Here is a 16,936-nt window from a genome sequence, read left to right as displayed (position 1 = left end):
TCATGTCCGATCCGGCCCGACTCCGTGACAGTACGGAGATCCTCCTGCCAGCGGACGCTATCGAGGGACTGCGCGAGGACCTCGAACGGCGGTTCACGCTGACGATCCGCCGGGAGGACTGTCGGGTGCGGATCATCGGCAGCCCGGTCGAGATAAAGAGCGCGAGCGACTTCCTCGCGCGCAACGGCATCTCCGTCGCCTGACGGCACGGGAGCGCGGGGGCCCCGGTCGATTCTCGAACGTTACGCCGACCCGTGAGCGGGCGATCCGGAGCGGATCGCCTCGGCGAGCAGCGGGCGCATCAGTCCGACGAGCGGTGCGCGCTCGTCGTCGGTCCAGACGGCGCTGTGGCGGTCGACCCCCGGTAGATCGGTCTCCAGGTCGGAGCTGACGATCAGCTCGCGCCCGTCGGCCATGAGGATCGAGCTGATCTCGCCGGCCCGGATGGGGTGGCTCTCCCACCAGGTCCATGTCTCGACGACCCCGGCGCCGGCGACGGCGTCGGCGACGGCCTCGCGGATGGCGGGACTGGGCGACGCGACGGTTATCTCGACGCCGCGCTCGTCGGCGGCCGCGAGCGCGTCGCGGACCTCGTCGGTCAGCAGGCTCTCGACGGCGAGGACGACGAGCAGTTCGTCGTCGGCGTCGTCGGCCAGCGCGGCCAGGCGGTCGCTGACGGCGTCGTCGCCCTCGACGACCCAGACGCCGGCCCGCTCCTCGCGGGGTTCGGGCGACTGGAGCCGGGGGAGCAGCCCTTCGAGGCGGTCGAGGCGCTGGCCGTACTCGCGGCGGATGGTCTCGACGGCGTCCCGGGGGTCGGGGGCGCGAAAGCGCCGGGGCTGGGCGTCCTGCACGTCGGCGAGTCCGCGGTCGGCGAGCGACTCGACGCTGTCGTAGACGCGCGGGCGGGGCACGTCGGCGACCTCGGCGATCTCGCGGGCGGTGCCGTGGCCGATGCGCACCAGCGCGACGAAACACTTCGCCTCGTAGCTCGTCAGTCCGAACGTCTCCAGCACCGACGCGGTCTCGGCGACCAGGTCGTCGTCGTCGGGCCCGACGGCTGACTCGTCGTTGGACATGCGGGTTCTCTCAGAAGACATTGCACGGTCGGTGGTATAACGATGGTCGTTCGCGACGCCGCGCCGCGGGCCGACCGCGGACTGGCGGACGGCCGGGACGGCGATCGGCGTCGACTCGGTCGCCTGTCGCCACGGTCGTCACCTCAGGCGGCCCGGTCGTCGGCGTCGAGCAGTTCGGTGTAGCGGTCGCGGATGGTCACCGCGGACACGTCGGCGGCGTCGGCGACCTCGTGCTGGGTCACCTCCACGTTGGTGAGTCGGCCGGCCGCGTAGATGGCCGCCGCGGCGAGTCCGACCGGGTTCTTCCCGGAGTGGACCGCCTCGCGCTTGCCGGCCTCGAGCAGCTCGACCGCCCGCTGTTTGGTCTCCTCGGACAGGTTCAGGTCCGAGACCAGTCGCGGGACGTACTGGGCGGGGTCGGTCGGCTCCATCGCGAGTTCGAGTTCGCGTGCAATGTACCTGTACGCGCGTGCGAACTCCTTGCGGTCGACGCGACTGACGGTCTCGAGTTCGTCGAGCGTGCGCGGGACGCCGGCCTGCCGGGCGCCGGCGTACAGCGACCCAGTGGCCATCGCCTCGATGGACCGGCCGGGGATGAGTTCCTCGTCGAGCGCGCGCCGGTAGATGACGCTGGCGGTCTCGCGGGCGTCCTTCGGGATGCCCAGCGCGCTCGCCATGCGGTCGATCTCGCCCAGCGCCTGCTTGAGGTTGCGGTCCTGGGCGCTCTGGGAGCGGAACCGCTCGTCCCAGGTGCGCAGCCGGGACATCTGTTCGCGCTTTCGCGCCGAGAGCGTCTGGCCGTTGGCGTCCTTGTTCTGCCAGTCGATGACCGACGACAGCCCCTTGTCGTGGAGCATCTCGGTCGTCGGTGACCCGACGCGGCTCTTCTGGGCCTTGTCGCGGGCGTCGAACGACCGCCACTCGGGGCCGCGGTCGACCACGTCTTCCTCCAGCACGACGCCGCACTCCTGGCAGACCGTCTCGCCCCGCTTCTCGTCGGTGATGCCCGCCGCACCGCACTCCGGACACTCGTCGCGCTCGCGCTCCGACTCGGTCCCCGATTCGGTCCCCTCGTCCGTGCGTTCGACGGGCTGGACGTGCCGGCCCGTGACTCGCTGGTTCGTGCTTGTCATTGTGTGTTCGGCCCGGCGGCGGTCGCCGCCGACCCGTGGTTCGCATCCGATCCTATGTGGTACTGACGTAAATAGTTACTGCAGAGTTGTTACGGGAGTAGTTACAGTATTCCGGCGCCGCTGGCGGCCGATGCGGAGTGGGGCGGTGGGCGGCGGGTGACGGACGATGGGAAGCGGCCGGCAGACGGCGGGTAGCGGACAGCGGTCGAACGGGCCGTGCCGGTCACCGAATCGGACTTGTGGAGCAGTGGTATTGACTGTCGTACCCAACATGTGGCCTCCCCGGGTGTCGTCCGCGAAAAGCAATTCTTAAACCCGCCCCGCCGGTTTCGTCGTGTATGGCTGGAACTATCGAAGTGCTCGTCCCGGGCGGGCAGGCCAATCCGGGCCCGCCGCTTGGGCCGGAGCTCGGTCCGACGCCCGTGGACGTGCAGGCAGTCGTCCAGGATATCAACGACCAGACCGAAGCGTTCGACGGCACCGAGGTCCCCGTCACCGTCGAGTACGACGACGACGGGAGCTTCGAGATCGAGGTCGGCGTCCCGCCGACGGCCGAACTCATCAAGGACGAGGCCGGCTTCGACACGGGCAGCGGCGAACCCCAGGAGACCTTCGTCGCCGACCTCTCGGTCGACCAGGTCAAGCAGATCGCCGAGCAGAAACAGACGGACCTGCTCGCCTACGACACGAAAAACGCCGCGAAGGAAGTCGTCGGCACCTGCACCTCGCTGGGCGTCACCATCGAGGGCAACGACCCCCGCGAGTTCAAAGAGCGGATCGACGACGGCGAGTACGACGACCACTTCGCCGACGAAGCGGCCGCGTAGCCGCCGAGCCGACGCTCGCGACCGAACGCCGTCTTTTGCGGATTCTTCGCGGACTACCTTCCGCGCGTCCGGCCCGGAACCCGGGTCGACCTTCTCGTCGGGGAGGACGAGGGCGTCCCGACGGGGACCGGCCGGTCCGCCGGTTACCGGCGGATGAGGATGTCCAGCAGCACGGCGACGATGATGACGACGCCGGTGAGGAACTCCTGGAGCTCGACGGGCATCCCGTTCAGGACGAGCAGGACGGGGATGACGCCGATGACCAGCGAGCCGAGGAACATCCCCAGGAGGGTGCCCTCGCCGCCGAAGAGGTTGGTCCCGCCGATGACGACCGCTGCGATGACGAGCAGCTCGAAGCCGATGCCAGCCGACCCGAACATCGACCCGAAGTAGGAGATGGCGACGACGCCAGCGAACGACGCCAGCACCGCCGTCAGCACGAAGTTGACGATCTTGACGCGGTCGGTGTCGATGCCGGCCATCTCGGCGGCCTCCTGGTCGTCGCCGGTGGCGTAGACGTGGTAGCCGAAGCGGGTCTTCTGGAGCAGGAACCCGAAGACGACCGTCAGGCCGATCGCCCAGAAGATCTGGTTCTGGATCTCGAGGCCGGCGACGGTGATGCTCCCGCCGAAGACATCGATCAGCGCCAGGTCGGGCGTCTGTCTGGACCCCGCGGGCGTGAAGTAGTAGGCGATGCCGCGGAGGACGCTCATCATCCCGATGGTCGTTATCAGCGAGGGGACGCCGGCCTTCGTGACGATGACGCCGTTGGTCAGCCCCACGACGCCGCCGACCACGAGCACCGCGGCCAGGGCGGCGAGGACGGTGAGGTTGAAGTCGTTCATCAGCATCGCGAAGGTGATGCCACCGACGGCGTACATCGACCCGACCGACAGGTCGAACTCCCCGCCGATGATGAGGTAGCTCATCCCGATGCCGATGATGATGTAGGGCGCCACCGACCGGAACAGCCGCGAGGTGATGCCGGACATCGATCCCCAGTTGAGGAAGATGTCCGGACGAGTGACCCCTATCAGCCCGAAGAGGACCAGGAACCCGAAGAACACGCCGACCTCGCGGCGAGATATCAGGCGTTGGAGCAGCGAGTCACCGGCCCGGCTCACCGCCCGGGCGTCGCCGGTGTCTGCGGTCCCGCCGTCCGTCGCGACCGTCGGGCCGTCGGGTTCGACAGGGGTCCCGTCGGACGGGTCGGCCGGGGTCCCATCGGACGGGTCGTCCGGAGTCCCGTCGGACGATCGGGAGTCGCGGGCGTCGCTCATGCGGTGGTCCCCTCCTCGTCGGCGGTCCGCGAGAGGTCGAACTCCTCGAACTCGGATTCGTCTTCGGCGCCCATCATCAGCGCGATGATCTCGTTCCGGGTGACCTCGTCGGCCTCGCGGACGCCCATCATGCGGCCCTGGGCCAGGACGGAGACCCGGTCGGCGATGCCGAGGACGTGGCGGATGTTGTGGCTGATGAGGACGATCGTCAGCCCCTGGTCGCGCAGGTCGTCGATCACCCGGAGGACGTTGCGCGCCCCCTCGATCGACAGCGCGCTCGTCGGCTCGTCCATGATCAGGATGTCGGGGTCGGACTGGAGCGCGCGGGCGATCGCGACGGCCTGCTGCTGGCCGCCGGAGGTGTTCTCGACCTTTGCCTCGGGGTCGACCGGGATCTTCACCCGGTCGAGGTTCGTCTTCGCCTCCTCGACCATCCGCTCCTCGTCGACGAGGTTGAGCCAGCGGCCGAGCCGCCCCATCCTGGTCGGCTCGTGGCCGAGGAAGACGTTCGCGGCGACGGTCTGGTTCGGCGCCAGCGCCAGCTCCTGATACACCGTCTCGATCCCGTGTGCGCGAGCGTCGTTGTAGTCGTCGAACGAGACCTCCTCGTTCTGGACGAAGATCCGCCCGCTGGTCGGCTCGTGGACGCCACAGAGCATCTTGATGAGCGTCGACTTGCCGGCGCCGTTGTCGCCGACCAGCGCCATGACCTCGCCCTCCCTGACCTCGAAGTCCACGTCCTCGACGGCGTGGATGTTCCCGAACCGTTTCGTGAGTCGTTCCGTGTAGAGTATCGGGTCCTGTTGGGACATAGCTGGAGAACCTCGTGGTGCGGCGACGGCGGTCAGGCGCCGTGGTACTCGCGGAGCTGGCCCCAGCCGCCCGAGCGCTCCTGGGCGAACTCGATGTTCGACTCGTCGATGACCTCGGCGCCGGTCGGGTAGTCCTTGGGCGGCATCCCCCGGTCCATGTAGGCGAACATCTGCATCGTCGGGAAGTAGCCCTGGCTGTAGGGGTCCTGCCCGGTCGTGTACTTCAGATTCCCGTTGTTGATGTGTTCCAGCGTCTCGCCGGTCAGGTCGAAGCCGCCGCCGACGACCGAATCCGCCACCCCCTGGTTCTCGATGGCGTTGCCGATGAACCAGGTGAACGCGTCGGCGCCCATGATGCCGTCCAGGTCCGGGTTCGCGGTGAGGTGGTTCTCGATCCGGGAGACGCCCTCGTTGGAGTCGCCGGTGTAGTTGAGCCGGTCGGTCACCTCGACGTCGGAGTTCTGCCGGACGGCCATCTCCATCCCCTCGGCGCGGGCCGACAGCGCGCTGTGACCGGGGTCCGAGAGGCCGGGGGTCACCCGCGACGCGTCGTCGGGGAGCTTCTCCAGCATGGACAGCCCGCAGACGTACCCCGCGGCGACCTGGTCCTGGCCGGTGTAGGCCAGCGCCCGACCGTACTTGTTCCGCATCTGCTCGCGGTCGAGCGCGAGCGTGTTGTACGTCACGACCGGGATGTCGTTCTCCAGCGCCCGGTTGATCACGTCGTCGTAGGCGGCCGGGTCGGCGATCGTCGTCGCGATGGCGTCCGGGCCGGAGTCGACGACGGAGTTGAGGATGTTGACCTGCTCCTGCACGCTGAACCCGCTGGAGGGACCGGTGAACGTGGCTTCCCACCCCATCTGGCTGGCCGCGTCGTGGAGCCCCCCGATCGTCGGGTCGAAGAAGGACGTGCTGGCGTCGTGGGTGACCATCGTGATCTGGCGCGCCTCGGGCTCCGAGGAGAAGTCGAGCGTCGTCGGCGGCGGGTTCAGCTGGACGAGCTGGTAGTTGGGCGCTCCGCCGGACCCCCCACCGTCACCGCCGTCGCCGGCGGTCCCGGTCCCGCTGCCGTCGCCGCCGCCCTGCGTGTCCGTGGAGTCGTCCCCCTGAGTACAGCCGGCGAGTCCGCCGAGCCCGCCGATCGCGGCGACCGCACCCAGCTGCTTCATGACCTGGCGACGCGATACACCCCTGCCCACTCGGATCTCCGTGGCATCTGTGTTATCACGGGACATGACTCACGTTACCGAGCATCGTTATTTAACCCTAACGATGATTATATTTGTTGACACTAACTATCCGAGGGATATCCCGTCTCGTTTTGACCACTGAGTGTTAGTATAATGTACAGTATGTGTCGCGCCGATGGCCTCGACGCCGGCGGGGCCGAGTGGCAACGCGTGACGCTGTAGGGCGCGTTCGACGACTTTAAGTGTCGCATCGGCGTCCCCACAGGTGAGACAGGCTTCGCCTGTTTCACTGACCCGTAGGAGCCGCTGGCGTACTACGGAGGTGAACAATGGCAGATCAGGAAATAGAGAACGCAGTTTCTCGCGCACTCGAGGACAGTCCGGCCCGGAACTTCCGGGAGACGGTCGACCTCGCGATCAACTTGCGCGACATCGATCTAGACGATCCGTCGAACCGCGTCGACCAGGACGTGGTCCTCCCGTCCGGGACCGGACAGGAGACCCAGATCGTCGTGTTCGCGGAGGGCGAGACCGCCCTGCGCGCCGAGGACGTTGCAGAGGAAGTCCTCAGTAGCGACGATCTCGCCGACCTGGGAGACAACGACAACGAGGCCAAGGACCTGGCCGACGAGACCGACTTCTTCCTCGCCGAAGAGTCGCTCATGCAGGACATCGGTCGCTACCTCGGGACCGTCCTCGGTCCGCGAGGGAAGATGCCCGACCCCATCGCGCCGGACGACGACGTGGTGGAGATGGTCGAGCGACTGAAAAACTCCGTCACCATCCGGAGCGGCGACCGGCGCACCTTCCACACCCGCGTCGGTGCCGAGGACATGTCCGCCGAGGATATCGGCGACAACATCGACGTCATCCTCCGCCGCCTGCACGCAGATCTCGAGAAGGGTCCGCTCAACATCGACACCATCTACGTGAAAACGACGATGGGTCCGGCAGTGGAGGTCGCCTGATATGAGCGCCGAACGCAAGACCGAGACCATCCCGCAGTGGAAGCAGGAGGAGGTCGCCGACGTCGTCGAGATGATCGAATCGTACGACAGCGTCGGCATCGTCGACATCACCGGCATCCCCTCCCGACAGCTCCAGGACATGCGCCGGGACCTGTACGGGACGGCCGAACTCCGCGTCTCGCGTAACACGCTCATGGAGCGCGCGCTCGAGGAGGTCGACGACGGCCTCGAAGACCTGACCGGCTACGTGTCGGGCCAGGTCGGCCTCATCGGCACCAACGAGAACCCCTTCGGCCTCTACCAGCAGCTCGAGGCCTCGAAGACGCCGGCGCCGATCAACGCCGGCGAGGTCGCCCCCAACGACATCGTCATCCCGGAGGGCGACACGGGCATCGACCCCGGGCCGTTCGTCGGCGACCTCCAGCAGGTCGGCGCGGACGCCCGCATCCAGGAAGGGTCGATCCAGGTGCTCTCGGACTCGACGGTGCTCGACACCGGCGAGGTGGTCTCGAACGACCTCGCGAACGTCCTGAACGAACTCGGCATCGAGCCGAAGGAAGTCGGGCTGGACCTGCGCGCCGTCTACGCGGACGGCGTGCTGTTCGAGCCCGAGGAACTCGAACTGGACGTCGAGGAGTACCAGGCGGACATCGAGGCGGCGGCCGCGCGCGGTCGCAACCTCTCGGTCAACGCCGTGTTCCCGACGGACCGCACCGCCGCGACGCTGCTGCAGAAGGCCCGCGGCGACGCCAAGAGCCTCGCCCTGCAGGGCGCCATCGAGAGCCCCGGGGTCATGGACGACCTCGTCTCGAAGGCCGACGGACAGGTGCGAGCGCTGGCGGCGCAGGTCGACGACCCCGAAGCCCTCCCCGAGGAGCTTCAGGACGTGGACGAGCCCGCCGCAGCCGAATCGACAGACGACCAGACCGATAGCGACGACGACGGCGCCGACGAGTCCGACGACGACGCCGAAGCCGAGGCCGACGAGGCCGCGGACGACGAAGACGACGACGAGGACGTCGGCGACGCCATGGGAGCCATGTTCTAACAACAATGGAATACGTTTACGCAGCACTCATCCTGAACGAGACGGGCGAAGAGATCAACGAATCCAACCTGACCGACGTGCTCGAGGCCGCGGGCGTCGACGTGGAGGAGTCCCGCGTCAAGGCGCTCGTCGCGGCGCTCGAAGACGTCGACATCAACGACGCCGTCGAGCAGGCCGCCGCAGTCCCCGCCGCGACCGGTGGGGCCGCGGGCGGCGCCGGCGGCGCCGACGAGTCCGCCGACGAGGGCGGCGACGACGACGACGACGAGGCCGAGGAAGCCGAAGCCGACGAAGGCGGCGACGACGACGACGACGAGGACGACGAGGCCAGCGGCGAGGGCCTCGGCGAGCTGTTCGGCTAACCTCGACCACCGATACCTTCCTTCGATTTATTCCGCCGGCCAGCCGCGGCGTCGGCGGTCCTGTCGCGGAGTGAGCGTCACAGCGGCGCCGCCGACCGCTCAGGGACGGCGCCGGCCGAGGACCGCGAGGGCCAGACAGCCGACGGCGAGCGCGGCGTAGGCGGCGGTTCGGACGGGTCCGACGGACGTGGCGCCGACGAAGTCGAGCGGCGCGACGGCCTGGAGCGGGCCGAGGTACCACGCCAGCAGGTAGACGGTGTCGAACGCGCGGGCGCTCCCGAGCCAAGCGCCCGCGGCGAGCGCGAGCGCCGGTGCCGCCGCGAGTCCGGCGAGGAGGGCACCGAGCGCGGCGGTGTCGCCGGCGAGCCCGAGCCGGGCGGCGTAACCCGCGACGGCGAGGAGGCCGACGGCGGCGCCGCCGGCCCAGACGGCGAGGGTCTGGCCCGCCGGGCGCGGCGCGGTGAACACGAGCGCCTCGGTGCGGTGGCGGCGTTCGCGGACGCCGAGGCCGGACCACGTGGCGAGTGGGAGTAGCAGGGCCAGCGGGGCGACCAGCCCGCGGACGGCGTCGAGCGGCGCGACGAACTGGGCGACGAGCGCGCCGAGGACGGCCGCGTACCACAGCCGGCGGTGACCGCGGAGGGTGAGCCGGAGTTCCGCGAGGACGACCCGCGGGTCGAGGAGCCGGGGTGTCCCGGGATCGAGCCTGTCGAGTCGGTCGACCGTCGTCGCGGCCGGGTCGGCGGCGCCGTCCAGTCGGTCGGTAGCGATGGCATCGGTTGCTTCGCTCGGGGCGTCGTCGTGATCGCGCTCGCGAGCGAGCGGGGTCGGGACTCGGCTCACCAGTCCCGCCAGCCCGGCGTCGGCGCCCAGGCGGTCGAACGCGAGCGTCGCGACGCCGAGCGAGAGCGCCGCCGCGGCGAGTATCGGAAGCCGCGACCCGAGTTCGACGAGCCCCCAGTCGACCCCGTGGTAGGTGAACCGGGCGGCCTCCGTCGGGGGAGCGATCCGGAAGGTGAGCCGGTCGAGCCCGGACACGTCGACGGGGAGGTCGGCGAGCATGCTCCCGCGGACGACTGCGATCCCCAGGAGGTCGAAGATGGGTACCGGTGCGACGGCGGTGACGGACATCACCATCATCGCGCCGAAGACGTAGATGGCCGTGCCCAGCGTCCGGGCGAGCGGCGCGACCGCCTCGAAGCAGACGGCGATAGCGGCGACCAGCGCCATCGTCGGCAGGGTGAGCAGCGCGAACGGCGCGACCAGGTCCCAGAGGGCAAGCGGTCCGGTCCCGTGGAGGGCGAATCCCGCGACGGTCGCGAGCGCGAGCGCGGCGGTGACGGCCGCGAGGACGGCGACGTAGCCAAGCCAGCGGCCGACGAGGTAGGTGGCGTCGCCGACGGGCGAGGTGGCGACGAGCGGCGCGATCCCCTCCGCACGGTCGCGGGCGAGCGGGCCGCGGACGAGCGAGAAGCCGCCGAGGACCAGCAGCGTCGTCGCGACGACGGCCGCGAAGCCGCCGAACCACTCGGCGGTCGGGACGCCGGTGTAGTCGCCGGCGACGAACAGCTGCACGTCCCCCGCCGTGACGCTCTGGGCGAGGTACGCGACGAGGAGCGCGACGGCGAGGTACTTCGGCGACCGCGACCGTTGGCGCAAGTCCGACAGGGCGATGGCGACGACCGCGTCGAGTCGGGAGCCGTCGGTCGGGACGCCCTCGGCCGGGGTGCCGACGGGCGCGTCGGCGGTCCCAGCGGCGCTCGAACGGCGAGGGCCGGATTCGGCGGGTCGCTCGCTCACGGCCGACCACCGCCGTTCGGGTCGCGGTCGTCCAGCAGCGCCAGATAGGCGTCTTCGAGCGTCGGATCGACGGGCGTCGCGTCGTCGGTCGGCGGGTCGTCGGCGACGACGCGAACGCGGCGGCCGTCCCCGCGCCGGGCCGTGTTCGTGACGAGGTAGTCGGGGGCCAGGGTCGCGCGGTCGTCGACGACGCACTCCCAGACGCGCCCGTCGACGGTCTCGACGAGCGTCTCGGGGTCGGTGTGGGTCCGGAGCCGGCCGTCGACGAGGACGGCCACGTCGCTCGCGGTCGCCTCCACGTCGGAGACGATGTGCGTCGAGAGAACGACCACGCGGTCGCGCGCGAGGTCGGCGAGCACGTTCCGGCAGCGCGCCCGCTCGGTCGGGTCGAGGCCGACTGTGGGTTCGTCGACGACGAGCACGTCGGGGTCGGCCAGGAGCGCCTGCGCGATGCCGACGCGCTGGGTCATCCCGCCGGAGAAGGTGTCGAGCCGGCGGTCGGCGGCGTCGGCGAGGTTCACGACCGAGAGCAGGTCGACCGCGCGCTCGCGGGCGGTCGCGCGGCTAAGTCCCCGGAGCGCCCCGAGGTACTCGAGGAACTCCCGGGCGGTCAGGTCGGGATAGACGCCGAACTCCTGTGGGAGATAGCCCAGCCGGGATCGGACCGCGGTCGGGTCCTCGCGCACGTCGACGCCGTCGACGGTGATGGTGCCCTCGGTCGGTGCCGTGAACGTCGTCAGGATGCCCATGAGCGTCGACTTGCCGGCGCCGTTGGGACCGAGCAGCCCCAGGACGCCCGAGTCGAGGTCGAGAGACACGCCCCGGAGCGCCCACTGGTCGCCGTAGCGCTTGCCGACGCCGTCGATGCGGACGCGCGGGCCCCCGTCCGGCTCGGGGTCGCGCTCGGCGCCGGTCGCCGCCGAACGGCCGGCGCGACCCAGGTCGCTCCGGAAGATCGCGTCGCCCGCCCGGCGCTCCGTCGAGCGGTCGTCGCCTGTCGAGCGGTCGTCGCCTGTCGAGCGGTCGCCGCCTGTCGATCCATCGGTCGCCGGTTCGTCGGTCGATTCGTCCGCGGGTCCGTCTCGCGTGGAGGGCGTCATCGGTGTTTCGACCCACGATCCCCACCCAAAAGGCCCCCGAGCCAGGGGTGCCCGGCGGGAAACTCGCCGAAACGCATAAGTGTCGGTCCGGCGACTCGCGACGGCTCACCGGTCGGTGTCGGGCCCGGTTCGGGGACGGGGCCGGCGTCGGCGAGGGTTTATCCGCCATCGCGGGACCACTCCGGCGCGATGGAGCCACTGGGCCTCGGGCTGGCCGTCGACCCGTCGGCGACGCTGTTGTTCTGCGGGTTCGTCGCCGGCGGCGTCGCGCTCGGGACCGTCAGCGGGCTGACCCCGGGGATCCACGCCAACACCTTCGCGTTGCTGCTCGCCGGCATCGCGCCCGCGATTCCGGGTCCGGTCCGGTACGTCGGCGCGGCGATGCTCGCCGCCGGGACGGTCCACACGTTTCTGGACGTGGTGCCGGCGCTCGCGCTGGGCGTGCCCGATCCGGCGATGGCCAGCTCGGCGTTGCCCGGGCACCGACTGGTCCTCGCTGGCCGGGGTCGCGAGGCGCTCCGGCTGTCGGCGCTGGGGAGCGCCGGCGCCGTGGCGCTGGCGGTCCCGCTCGCGGTCCCGATGACCCGGGCGATGACGTCCGTCTATCCGACGCTGCGGGCGCATCTGTCGCTCCTTCTGGGCGGCGTCGTCCTCGTCCTCGTCGCCACGGAGTCGACGAACGCGGGGCGGGTGGGCGCCGCGCTGTCGGTCGCGGCCAGCGGCGGCCTGGGCGCGGTCGCGCTGGACCTCCCACCGGGCGGACTCGTCGACTCGGGCGGGATGCTCGCGCCCATCTTCACCGGGCTGTTCGGCGCGCCGGTCCTGCTGGACGCGCTGACCGGCGAGGGCGTCCCGCCGCAGGACGACCCCGCGGTGACGACCTCCCGGCGCGCGGTCGCGGGGTTCGCGCTCGCGGGGACGCTCTCGGGCGCGGTGGTCGGCTACGTCCCGGGGGTGTCCAGCGCCATCGCCGCGACCGTCGCGTTGCTCGCCGTCCCGGGCGGTGGCGGCGTCGGCGCCGAGCGCGAGCCCGAAGGCGCCCGCGGGTTCATCGTCACGACCAGCGGCGTGAACACCGCCAACACCATTTTCGCTCTCCTTGCTCTGATCGCGCTCGGGACGCCCCGGACCGGCGTGATGGTCGCGATGGACGACGCCGGCGTGCCGCTCGACCTCCCGCTGTTGCTCGGGAGCGTCCTCGTCGCCGCGGCCTGCGGGTTCGTGCTCGTGGTGACGCTTGGCGACGGGTATCTGCGGCTGGTGGGACAGGCCGACTACACGCGGCTGTCCGTCAGCGTGCTGTGTCTCGTCGTCGTCGTCATTGCCGTGTTGACCGGCGCGCTGGGCGTCGGCGTGTTCGCCGCTTCGACCGTCGTCGGGCTGGTGCCCGTCAAATTCGGGGCTCGCCGGGCGTCGCTGATGGGCGTGTTGCTCGTCCCGCTGATTCTGGGGGTTTGAATCCGCGTCACGACGGACGAACGGTCGGGCGCTCAGATGTAGTCCTGGCCGCGGAAGTAGGTGAGCATGACGAGAGCCACGAGGAGCATCCCGACCATGACAGCGGGGTAGGCGTAGGGCCACGCGAGTTCGGGCATGTTGTAGGGGCTCGATCCGAAGTTCATGCCGTAGACGCCGACGACGAAGGTGAGCGGGATGAAGATGGTCGCGACGACGGTGAGGACTTTCATCACCTCGTTGGTGGACTGAGAGAGCGTGTTGAGGTAGATGTCCCGGGCGCCCGAGGCCAAGTCGCGGTAGGTCTCGGTGAGGTCGACCAGCTGGACGAGGTGGTCGTACACGTCGCGGAAGTACTTCTCCGTCTCCTCGTCGACCTGGGCGGGGTCGCCCCTGGCGAGGACGCCGACGGCCTCGCGGGTGGGCCAGGCGAGCTTTCGAAAGGAGAGCAGCTCGCGGCGGACGCTGTTGATGGCTTCGAGCGTCTCGATGTCGGTGGCGGTCGTCACGGCGTCCTCGACGGCCTCGATGTCGTCCTCGATCTCGTCGAGCAACTCGAAGTACTCGTCGACGACAACGTCGACGATCCGGTAGGCGGTGAAGTCGGCGCCGCGGTGGAGGAGTCGCTCGTCGCCCGAGCGGACGGCCTCCCGGACCCGGTCGATCGGATCGGCCGGACCGGGCGTGAGCGTGACCAGCCAGTCGCTCCCGACGAAGATGCCGACGGGCACGTCCCTGATCTCCTCGTCGAAGGTGGTTTCGCCGCCGCGGAGCGTGGCGCGCTTGACGACGACGAGGGTGTAGTCGTCGTACTCCTCGGTCTTGGGTCGGACGCCGTTGAACACGTCCTCGACCGACAGCGGGTGGATGCCGAACGCGTCGGCGACCCGCTCCATCTCGGCGCGGTCGGCGCCGGTGGCGTGGACCCAGGTCGTCCCCCGTGCGGCGCGGGCCGCCGCGAGGTCGTCGTACTCGGTGACCTCGTCGGCGCGGTAGACGAGCGCCGTCGTCACGGCTCGCCCTCCGGTGGTTTCGACCGGCCGATCGCCGCGAGCGTGACCCCGACCATGACAGCGGTCACCGACAGCGAGCGCCCGGGGTAGGGCGCCGCGACGGCGACCGCGTACCCCGCGGTCCCGGCCGCCGTGAGCGCGAGCCCGACCGGCAGTGCCGCCTTCATGTCCACCCCCGACGACCGCGAGCGGCAAAAGCGTATGCCGCTCGCCGTCGCTCGCCCGGCGCTCCCTCGGGACTCCCCGCCGGCGGGACAAGACACTTATCGGACCCGCGAGTCGCGTCGGGCATGGTCCACTGCCCTGAATGCGACGCGGAACTCGCCGAGAAGGAGGACGTGGAGTTCGTCGACATGGACGCGAAGATGGCCGGACTGTTCCGCTCCTCGAAGCGCTTCTACGTGGTCGGCTGCGCTGACTGCGGCGCCGCGATCGGCAGCGGCGTCGCCGGCGGCGGCGGCTGATCGAGACGGGAACCGAGACGAAACGCGACCCGAGCGCGGCCGTTGTCGGTCCGTCAGGCCGGCGGATGGCGCAGCCCGGCCAGCAGCGCGTCGACTCGCGAGCGCTCGTCGACCGCCTCGGGGTGGACGGCGACGACGGTCACGAAGTCGCCGTCGTGTTCGACCGTCGCGAGGTGGACCGTCGCGTTGGTCTGCACGCCGCCCATCGACCGGGTGGCGGCGTACTCCGAGACCGTTCGCGACTCGCCCAGGAACTCGACCGAGCGGTTCGACCGGAACTCGACGTTCGAGAGGCCCGAGGAGGTGCCGACGAACCGGCGGACGAGCCGCTCGTCGGAGAGCGAGCCGATGGGGTTGACCGAGGTGCCGCCGACCGTCGCGGCGGGCGAGGTGAAGACGGTCACCCGCGCGAAGTCGCCCTCGATACCCTCGGCCAGCGTGACGGTACGGTTGTACCGCCGGAGCTCGCTGGAGACGACCACCTGGCGGGTCTGGCCCGCCACCGTGACGTTGTGCGTGCTGTTGGGCGAACCGCTGTCGGCCAGCCGGTAGTCGGTCTCGTCGAGCGTCGCGTCGTCGACCTCGGTCTCGTTCGCGGCGAAGCCGAGCGGCTCGCTCCCCGTCAGGAAGCCGATGCACCCGGCGGTCGCCAGCAAGAGCACGAGCGCGATCCCGATACCCGCGTCGCGTGACCGTATCATGTCACCGACGTTATCGCCGCGAGGGATAAACCCGCCGGCCCGGACCGCGAGGGCGTCGGCTCGTGGCCGGGCGACGGGGACTTACTCGAAGCGGTAGGTCGGGCCGTCGTCGCCGTCCTCGACCTCGACCCCGACGTCGTCGAGGCGGTCGCGCAGTTCGTCCGCCCGCTCGTAGTTGCCCGCCTCGCGCTCCCGTTCGCGGAGGTCGAGCACGAGTTCCGCGAGGTCCTCGGCGATCCGGACCGCGCCGCCCTCGGTCGTCCCGAACGAGAGGCCGAACACGTCGCCGCCCAGTTCCTCGAAGGCGTCGATGGCCCGCTTGAGCCCGGGGAAGTCGTAGCGGTCGCGGTCGTCGACGTGGGCGTTGACCGCCGAGGCCAGCTCCAGCAGCGCCGCCATCGCCTCGCGGGTGTTGAGGTCGTCGTTCATCGCCGCCTCGAAGTCGGCGCGGGCCGACTCGACGGCCTCCCGGAGGGCGGGGTCGGCGGCCGTCGCGTACGCGTCGACGCCGTCGGCCGCCTCGACCGCCCGCTCGTAGCCGCGTTCGAGCCGTTCCCAGCGCTCCTCGGCCTCGGCCAGCGTCTCCTCGGAGAACGTCGGGTCCGCCGAGTAGACGGTCGAGACGAAGAAGGTTCGGAGCACGTCGACGCCGAACTCCTCGATGGCCGCCCGCGCGGTCGTGAAGTTCCGCAGGCTGGAACTCATCTTCTCGTCGGCGACCTGGACCATCCCGGTGTGGAGCCAGTAGCGCGAGAACTCCCGACCCGTCGCGCACTCGGCCTGTGCGATCTCGTTTTCGTTGTGCGGGAAGACGAGATCCGAGCCGGCGACGTGGATGTCGAAGGTGTCGCCGAGGTGGGTCGTCGACATCGCCGAGCACTCGATGTGCCAGCCGGGCCGACCCTCGCCCCACGGCGACTCCCAGGTCTGGGCGCGTTCGGCGGCTTCCTCGGCGGGAGCCGCGTCGTCGTGGCGGTGCTCGGCGATGTCCGCCGGGTCGACCCCGCCGGCCTTCCACAGCGCGAAGTCCGCGGGGTGGCGCTTCTCGGCGAGTTCGTCCTCGTCGCCCTGGACCTCCGACTCCTCGACCGTCTGGTTCGAGAGCTTGCCGTAGTCGTCGTCGGCGGTCACGTCGAAGTACACCGACCCCTCGGACTCGTAGGCGTAGCCCGCCTCGACGAGCGTCTCGACCATCGCGATTATCTCGTCGACGTGCTCGGAGACGCGGGGGTACACGTCGGCGCGCTTCAGATTCAGCGCCCGCATGACCTCGACGAACTCCTCGGTGTAGTGGCGGGCGACGCTCTCCTCGTCGTCGCCGACCTCGCCGACGCGGGCGACGATCTTCTCGTTCACGTCGGTGAAGTTCTCGACGTGGCGCACGTCGTGGCCCAGGTACTCCAGCCACCGGTGGACCACGTCGGTGTGGGTCCACGTGCGGGCGTGGCCGACGTGGGCGGGGTCCGAGGTCGTCAGGCCACAGAGGTAGAGGGTGACCTCGTCGTCGTCGACCGGCTCGAACTCCTCGCGCTCGCCCGTGAGCGTGTTCGTCACCTGAAGCGTCATTACCGGCATCTACGCGGCCCGGCGTTTCAACTTGGCGGATGGCCGTCGGTCCGTGCCACGGCGGCGGTACGGGCGTCGAGGCCGACGGCGACGGGACGGCCGCCCGAGGGACCGACTGAGTCGGGCGGCGACCGCGGC

General features: G+C 70.3%; 18 protein-coding genes. 7 read left to right on the top strand and 11 right to left on the bottom strand.

All coding sequences use genetic code 11. The features are described from left to right. Nucleotides 1-2 precede the first annotated feature (2 nt). Nucleotides 3-203, top strand: a complete 201-nt coding sequence (locus tag HZS54_RS15360; RefSeq protein ID WP_179911718.1) for a VNG_1110C family protein — start codon at nucleotides 3-5, stop codon at nucleotides 201-203. A gap of 39 nt (nucleotides 204-242) precedes the next feature. Here the strand turns inward: HZS54_RS15360 and HZS54_RS15355 are convergent, their stop codons facing one another. Continuing rightward, a complete protein-coding gene (locus tag HZS54_RS15355) occupies nucleotides 243-1,079 on the bottom strand; it encodes a TrmB family transcriptional regulator (protein ID WP_179917982.1) in 837 nt (278 codons plus the stop codon). Nucleotides 1,080-1,222: 143 nt separating this feature from the next. Beyond that, nucleotides 1,223-2,212, bottom strand: a complete 990-nt coding sequence (locus HZS54_RS15350; RefSeq protein ID WP_179917981.1) for a transcription initiation factor IIB — start codon at nucleotides 2,210-2,212, stop codon at nucleotides 1,223-1,225. Nucleotides 2,213-2,550: 338 nt separating this feature from the next. Here HZS54_RS15350 and HZS54_RS15345 point away from each other — a divergent pair, with 338 nt between their 5' ends. After that, complete coding sequence (locus tag HZS54_RS15345; protein WP_179917980.1) at nucleotides 2,551-3,039, top strand: 50S ribosomal protein L11; 489 nt, start codon at nucleotides 2,551-2,553, stop codon at nucleotides 3,037-3,039. 143 nt (nucleotides 3,040-3,182) lie between these two features. Here HZS54_RS15345 and HZS54_RS15340 read toward each other — a convergent pair whose 3' ends face one another. The 3 genes from HZS54_RS15340 to HZS54_RS15330 are packed head-to-tail and all read right to left on the bottom strand — an operon-like array spanning nucleotide 3,183 to nucleotide 6,300. After that, entirely contained in the window at nucleotides 3,183-4,319 is a 1,137-nt protein-coding gene (locus HZS54_RS15340) for an ABC transporter permease (RefSeq protein WP_246391660.1), read from the bottom strand. Then, complete coding sequence (locus tag HZS54_RS15335) at nucleotides 4,316-5,131, bottom strand: ATP-binding cassette domain-containing protein (RefSeq protein ID WP_179917979.1); 816 nt, start codon at nucleotides 5,129-5,131, stop codon at nucleotides 4,316-4,318. Before HZS54_RS15335 ends, HZS54_RS15340 begins: the two co-directional genes overlap by 4 nt. Before the next feature lie 32 nt (nucleotides 5,132-5,163). Further along, nucleotides 5,164-6,300, bottom strand: coding sequence for a sugar ABC transporter substrate-binding protein (locus HZS54_RS15330; protein ID WP_179917978.1), 1,137 nt, complete (start codon nucleotides 6,298-6,300; stop codon nucleotides 5,164-5,166). Between the two features lie 350 nt (nucleotides 6,301-6,650). On the opposite strand from HZS54_RS15330, the gene HZS54_RS15325 reads away from it, so the two are divergent. From HZS54_RS15325 to rpl12p, 3 genes are read left to right on the top strand one after another with little or no spacing between them, the layout of a single operon-like run. Continuing rightward, nucleotides 6,651-7,289 carry a 50S ribosomal protein L1 gene (locus HZS54_RS15325; protein WP_179917977.1) on the top strand — a complete coding sequence of 213 codons (639 nt, stop codon included), beginning with the start codon at nucleotides 6,651-6,653 and terminating at the stop codon, nucleotides 7,287-7,289. A 1-nt stretch (nucleotide 7,290) separates the two neighbouring features. Then, complete coding sequence (locus HZS54_RS15320) at nucleotides 7,291-8,337, top strand: 50S ribosomal protein L10 (RefSeq protein WP_179917976.1); 1,047 nt, start codon at nucleotides 7,291-7,293, stop codon at nucleotides 8,335-8,337. Between the two features lie 5 nt (nucleotides 8,338-8,342). Beyond that, a complete protein-coding gene (gene rpl12p, locus HZS54_RS15315; protein WP_179917975.1) occupies nucleotides 8,343-8,699 on the top strand; it encodes a 50S ribosomal protein P1 in 357 nt (118 codons plus the stop codon). A gap of 99 nt (nucleotides 8,700-8,798) precedes the next feature. Here the strand turns inward: rpl12p and HZS54_RS15310 are convergent, their stop codons facing one another. Together HZS54_RS15310 and HZS54_RS15305 are read right to left on the bottom strand one after the other, a co-directional pair. Then, nucleotides 8,799-10,499 (bottom strand): hypothetical protein, encoded by a 1,701-nt coding sequence (locus HZS54_RS15310; RefSeq protein ID WP_179917974.1) that lies wholly within the window; start codon nucleotides 10,497-10,499, stop codon nucleotides 8,799-8,801. After that, complete coding sequence (locus HZS54_RS15305; RefSeq protein WP_425484385.1) at nucleotides 10,496-11,365, bottom strand: ABC transporter ATP-binding protein; 870 nt, start codon at nucleotides 11,363-11,365, stop codon at nucleotides 10,496-10,498. Before HZS54_RS15305 ends, HZS54_RS15310 begins: the two co-directional genes overlap by 4 nt. Nucleotides 11,366-11,788: 423 nt before the next feature. Between HZS54_RS15305 and HZS54_RS15300 the strand changes: the two genes are divergently transcribed. Beyond that, a complete protein-coding gene (locus tag HZS54_RS15300; RefSeq protein ID WP_179917972.1) occupies nucleotides 11,789-13,057 on the top strand; it encodes a tripartite tricarboxylate transporter permease in 1,269 nt (422 codons plus the stop codon). Between the two features lie 32 nt (nucleotides 13,058-13,089). On the opposite strand, the gene corA is transcribed toward HZS54_RS15300, so the two are convergent. Together corA and HZS54_RS15290 are read right to left on the bottom strand one after the other, a co-directional pair. Then, nucleotides 13,090-14,067: a magnesium/cobalt transporter CorA gene (gene corA, locus HZS54_RS15295; RefSeq protein ID WP_179917971.1), complete on the bottom strand. Its 978-nt coding sequence runs from the start codon at nucleotides 14,065-14,067 to the stop codon at nucleotides 13,090-13,092. Continuing rightward, nucleotides 14,064-14,234: a hypothetical protein gene (locus HZS54_RS15290; protein WP_179917970.1), complete on the bottom strand. Its 171-nt coding sequence runs from the start codon at nucleotides 14,232-14,234 to the stop codon at nucleotides 14,064-14,066. Before HZS54_RS15290 ends, corA begins: the two co-directional genes overlap by 4 nt. A gap of 123 nt (nucleotides 14,235-14,357) precedes the next feature. Between HZS54_RS15290 and HZS54_RS15285 the strand changes: the two genes are divergently transcribed. Next, the gene (locus HZS54_RS15285) at nucleotides 14,358-14,531 is read left to right on the top strand and encodes a hypothetical protein (RefSeq protein WP_006885684.1); all 174 of its coding nucleotides are present in this window, start codon (nucleotides 14,358-14,360) and stop codon (nucleotides 14,529-14,531) included. 53 nt (nucleotides 14,532-14,584) lie between these two features. Here the strand turns inward: HZS54_RS15285 and HZS54_RS15280 are convergent, their stop codons facing one another. Beyond that, nucleotides 14,585-15,232 (bottom strand): DUF6517 family protein, encoded by a 648-nt coding sequence (locus HZS54_RS15280; protein WP_179917969.1) that lies wholly within the window; start codon nucleotides 15,230-15,232, stop codon nucleotides 14,585-14,587. Nucleotides 15,233-15,313: 81 nt separating this feature from the next. Beyond that, nucleotides 15,314-16,798, bottom strand: a complete 1,485-nt coding sequence (gene cysS / locus HZS54_RS15275) for a cysteine--tRNA ligase (protein ID WP_179917968.1) — start codon at nucleotides 16,796-16,798, stop codon at nucleotides 15,314-15,316. Between the last annotated feature and the right edge of the window lie 138 nt (nucleotides 16,799-16,936).

Origin of the sequence: Halosimplex pelagicum (assembly GCF_013415905.1) — an archaeon.
GTDB classification, from domain to species: Archaea; Halobacteriota; Halobacteria; order Halobacteriales; family Haloarculaceae; genus Halosimplex; species Halosimplex pelagicum.
Note: the sequence above shows the minus strand (reverse complement) of the source record. Positions and strands in the feature narration are given on the sequence as shown.

Bases quoted from the DNA above. Each gene is read 5' to 3' on its own strand.
- HZS54_RS15360 (WP_179911718.1), top strand. From the start codon at position 3: ATGTCCGATCCGGCCCGACTCCGTGACAGTACGGAGATCCTCCTGCCA.
- HZS54_RS15355 (WP_179917982.1), bottom strand. From the start codon at position 1,079: ATGTCCAACGACGAGTCAGCCGTCGGGCCCGACGACGACGACCTGGTC.
- HZS54_RS15350 (WP_179917981.1), bottom strand. From the start codon at position 2,212: ATGACAAGCACGAACCAGCGAGTCACGGGCCGGCACGTCCAGCCCGTC.
- HZS54_RS15345 (WP_179917980.1), top strand. From the start codon at position 2,551: ATGGCTGGAACTATCGAAGTGCTCGTCCCGGGCGGGCAGGCCAATCCG.
- HZS54_RS15340 (WP_246391660.1), bottom strand. From the start codon at position 4,319: ATGAGCGACGCCCGCGACTCCCGATCGTCCGACGGGACTCCGGACGAC.
- HZS54_RS15335 (WP_179917979.1), bottom strand. From the start codon at position 5,131: ATGTCCCAACAGGACCCGATACTCTACACGGAACGACTCACGAAACGG.
- HZS54_RS15330 (WP_179917978.1), bottom strand. From the start codon at position 6,300: ATGAAGCAGCTGGGTGCGGTCGCCGCGATCGGCGGGCTCGGCGGACTC.
- HZS54_RS15325 (WP_179917977.1), top strand. From the start codon at position 6,651: ATGGCAGATCAGGAAATAGAGAACGCAGTTTCTCGCGCACTCGAGGAC.
- HZS54_RS15320 (WP_179917976.1), top strand. From the start codon at position 7,291: ATGAGCGCCGAACGCAAGACCGAGACCATCCCGCAGTGGAAGCAGGAG.
- rpl12p (WP_179917975.1), top strand. From the start codon at position 8,343: ATGGAATACGTTTACGCAGCACTCATCCTGAACGAGACGGGCGAAGAG.
- HZS54_RS15300 (WP_179917972.1), top strand. From the start codon at position 11,789: ATGGAGCCACTGGGCCTCGGGCTGGCCGTCGACCCGTCGGCGACGCTG.
- HZS54_RS15290 (WP_179917970.1), bottom strand. From the start codon at position 14,234: ATGAAGGCGGCACTGCCGGTCGGGCTCGCGCTCACGGCGGCCGGGACC.
- HZS54_RS15285 (WP_006885684.1), top strand. From the start codon at position 14,358: ATGGTCCACTGCCCTGAATGCGACGCGGAACTCGCCGAGAAGGAGGAC.
- HZS54_RS15280 (WP_179917969.1), bottom strand. From the start codon at position 15,232: ATGATACGGTCACGCGACGCGGGTATCGGGATCGCGCTCGTGCTCTTG.
- cysS (WP_179917968.1), bottom strand. From the start codon at position 16,798: ATGACGCTTCAGGTGACGAACACGCTCACGGGCGAGCGCGAGGAGTTC.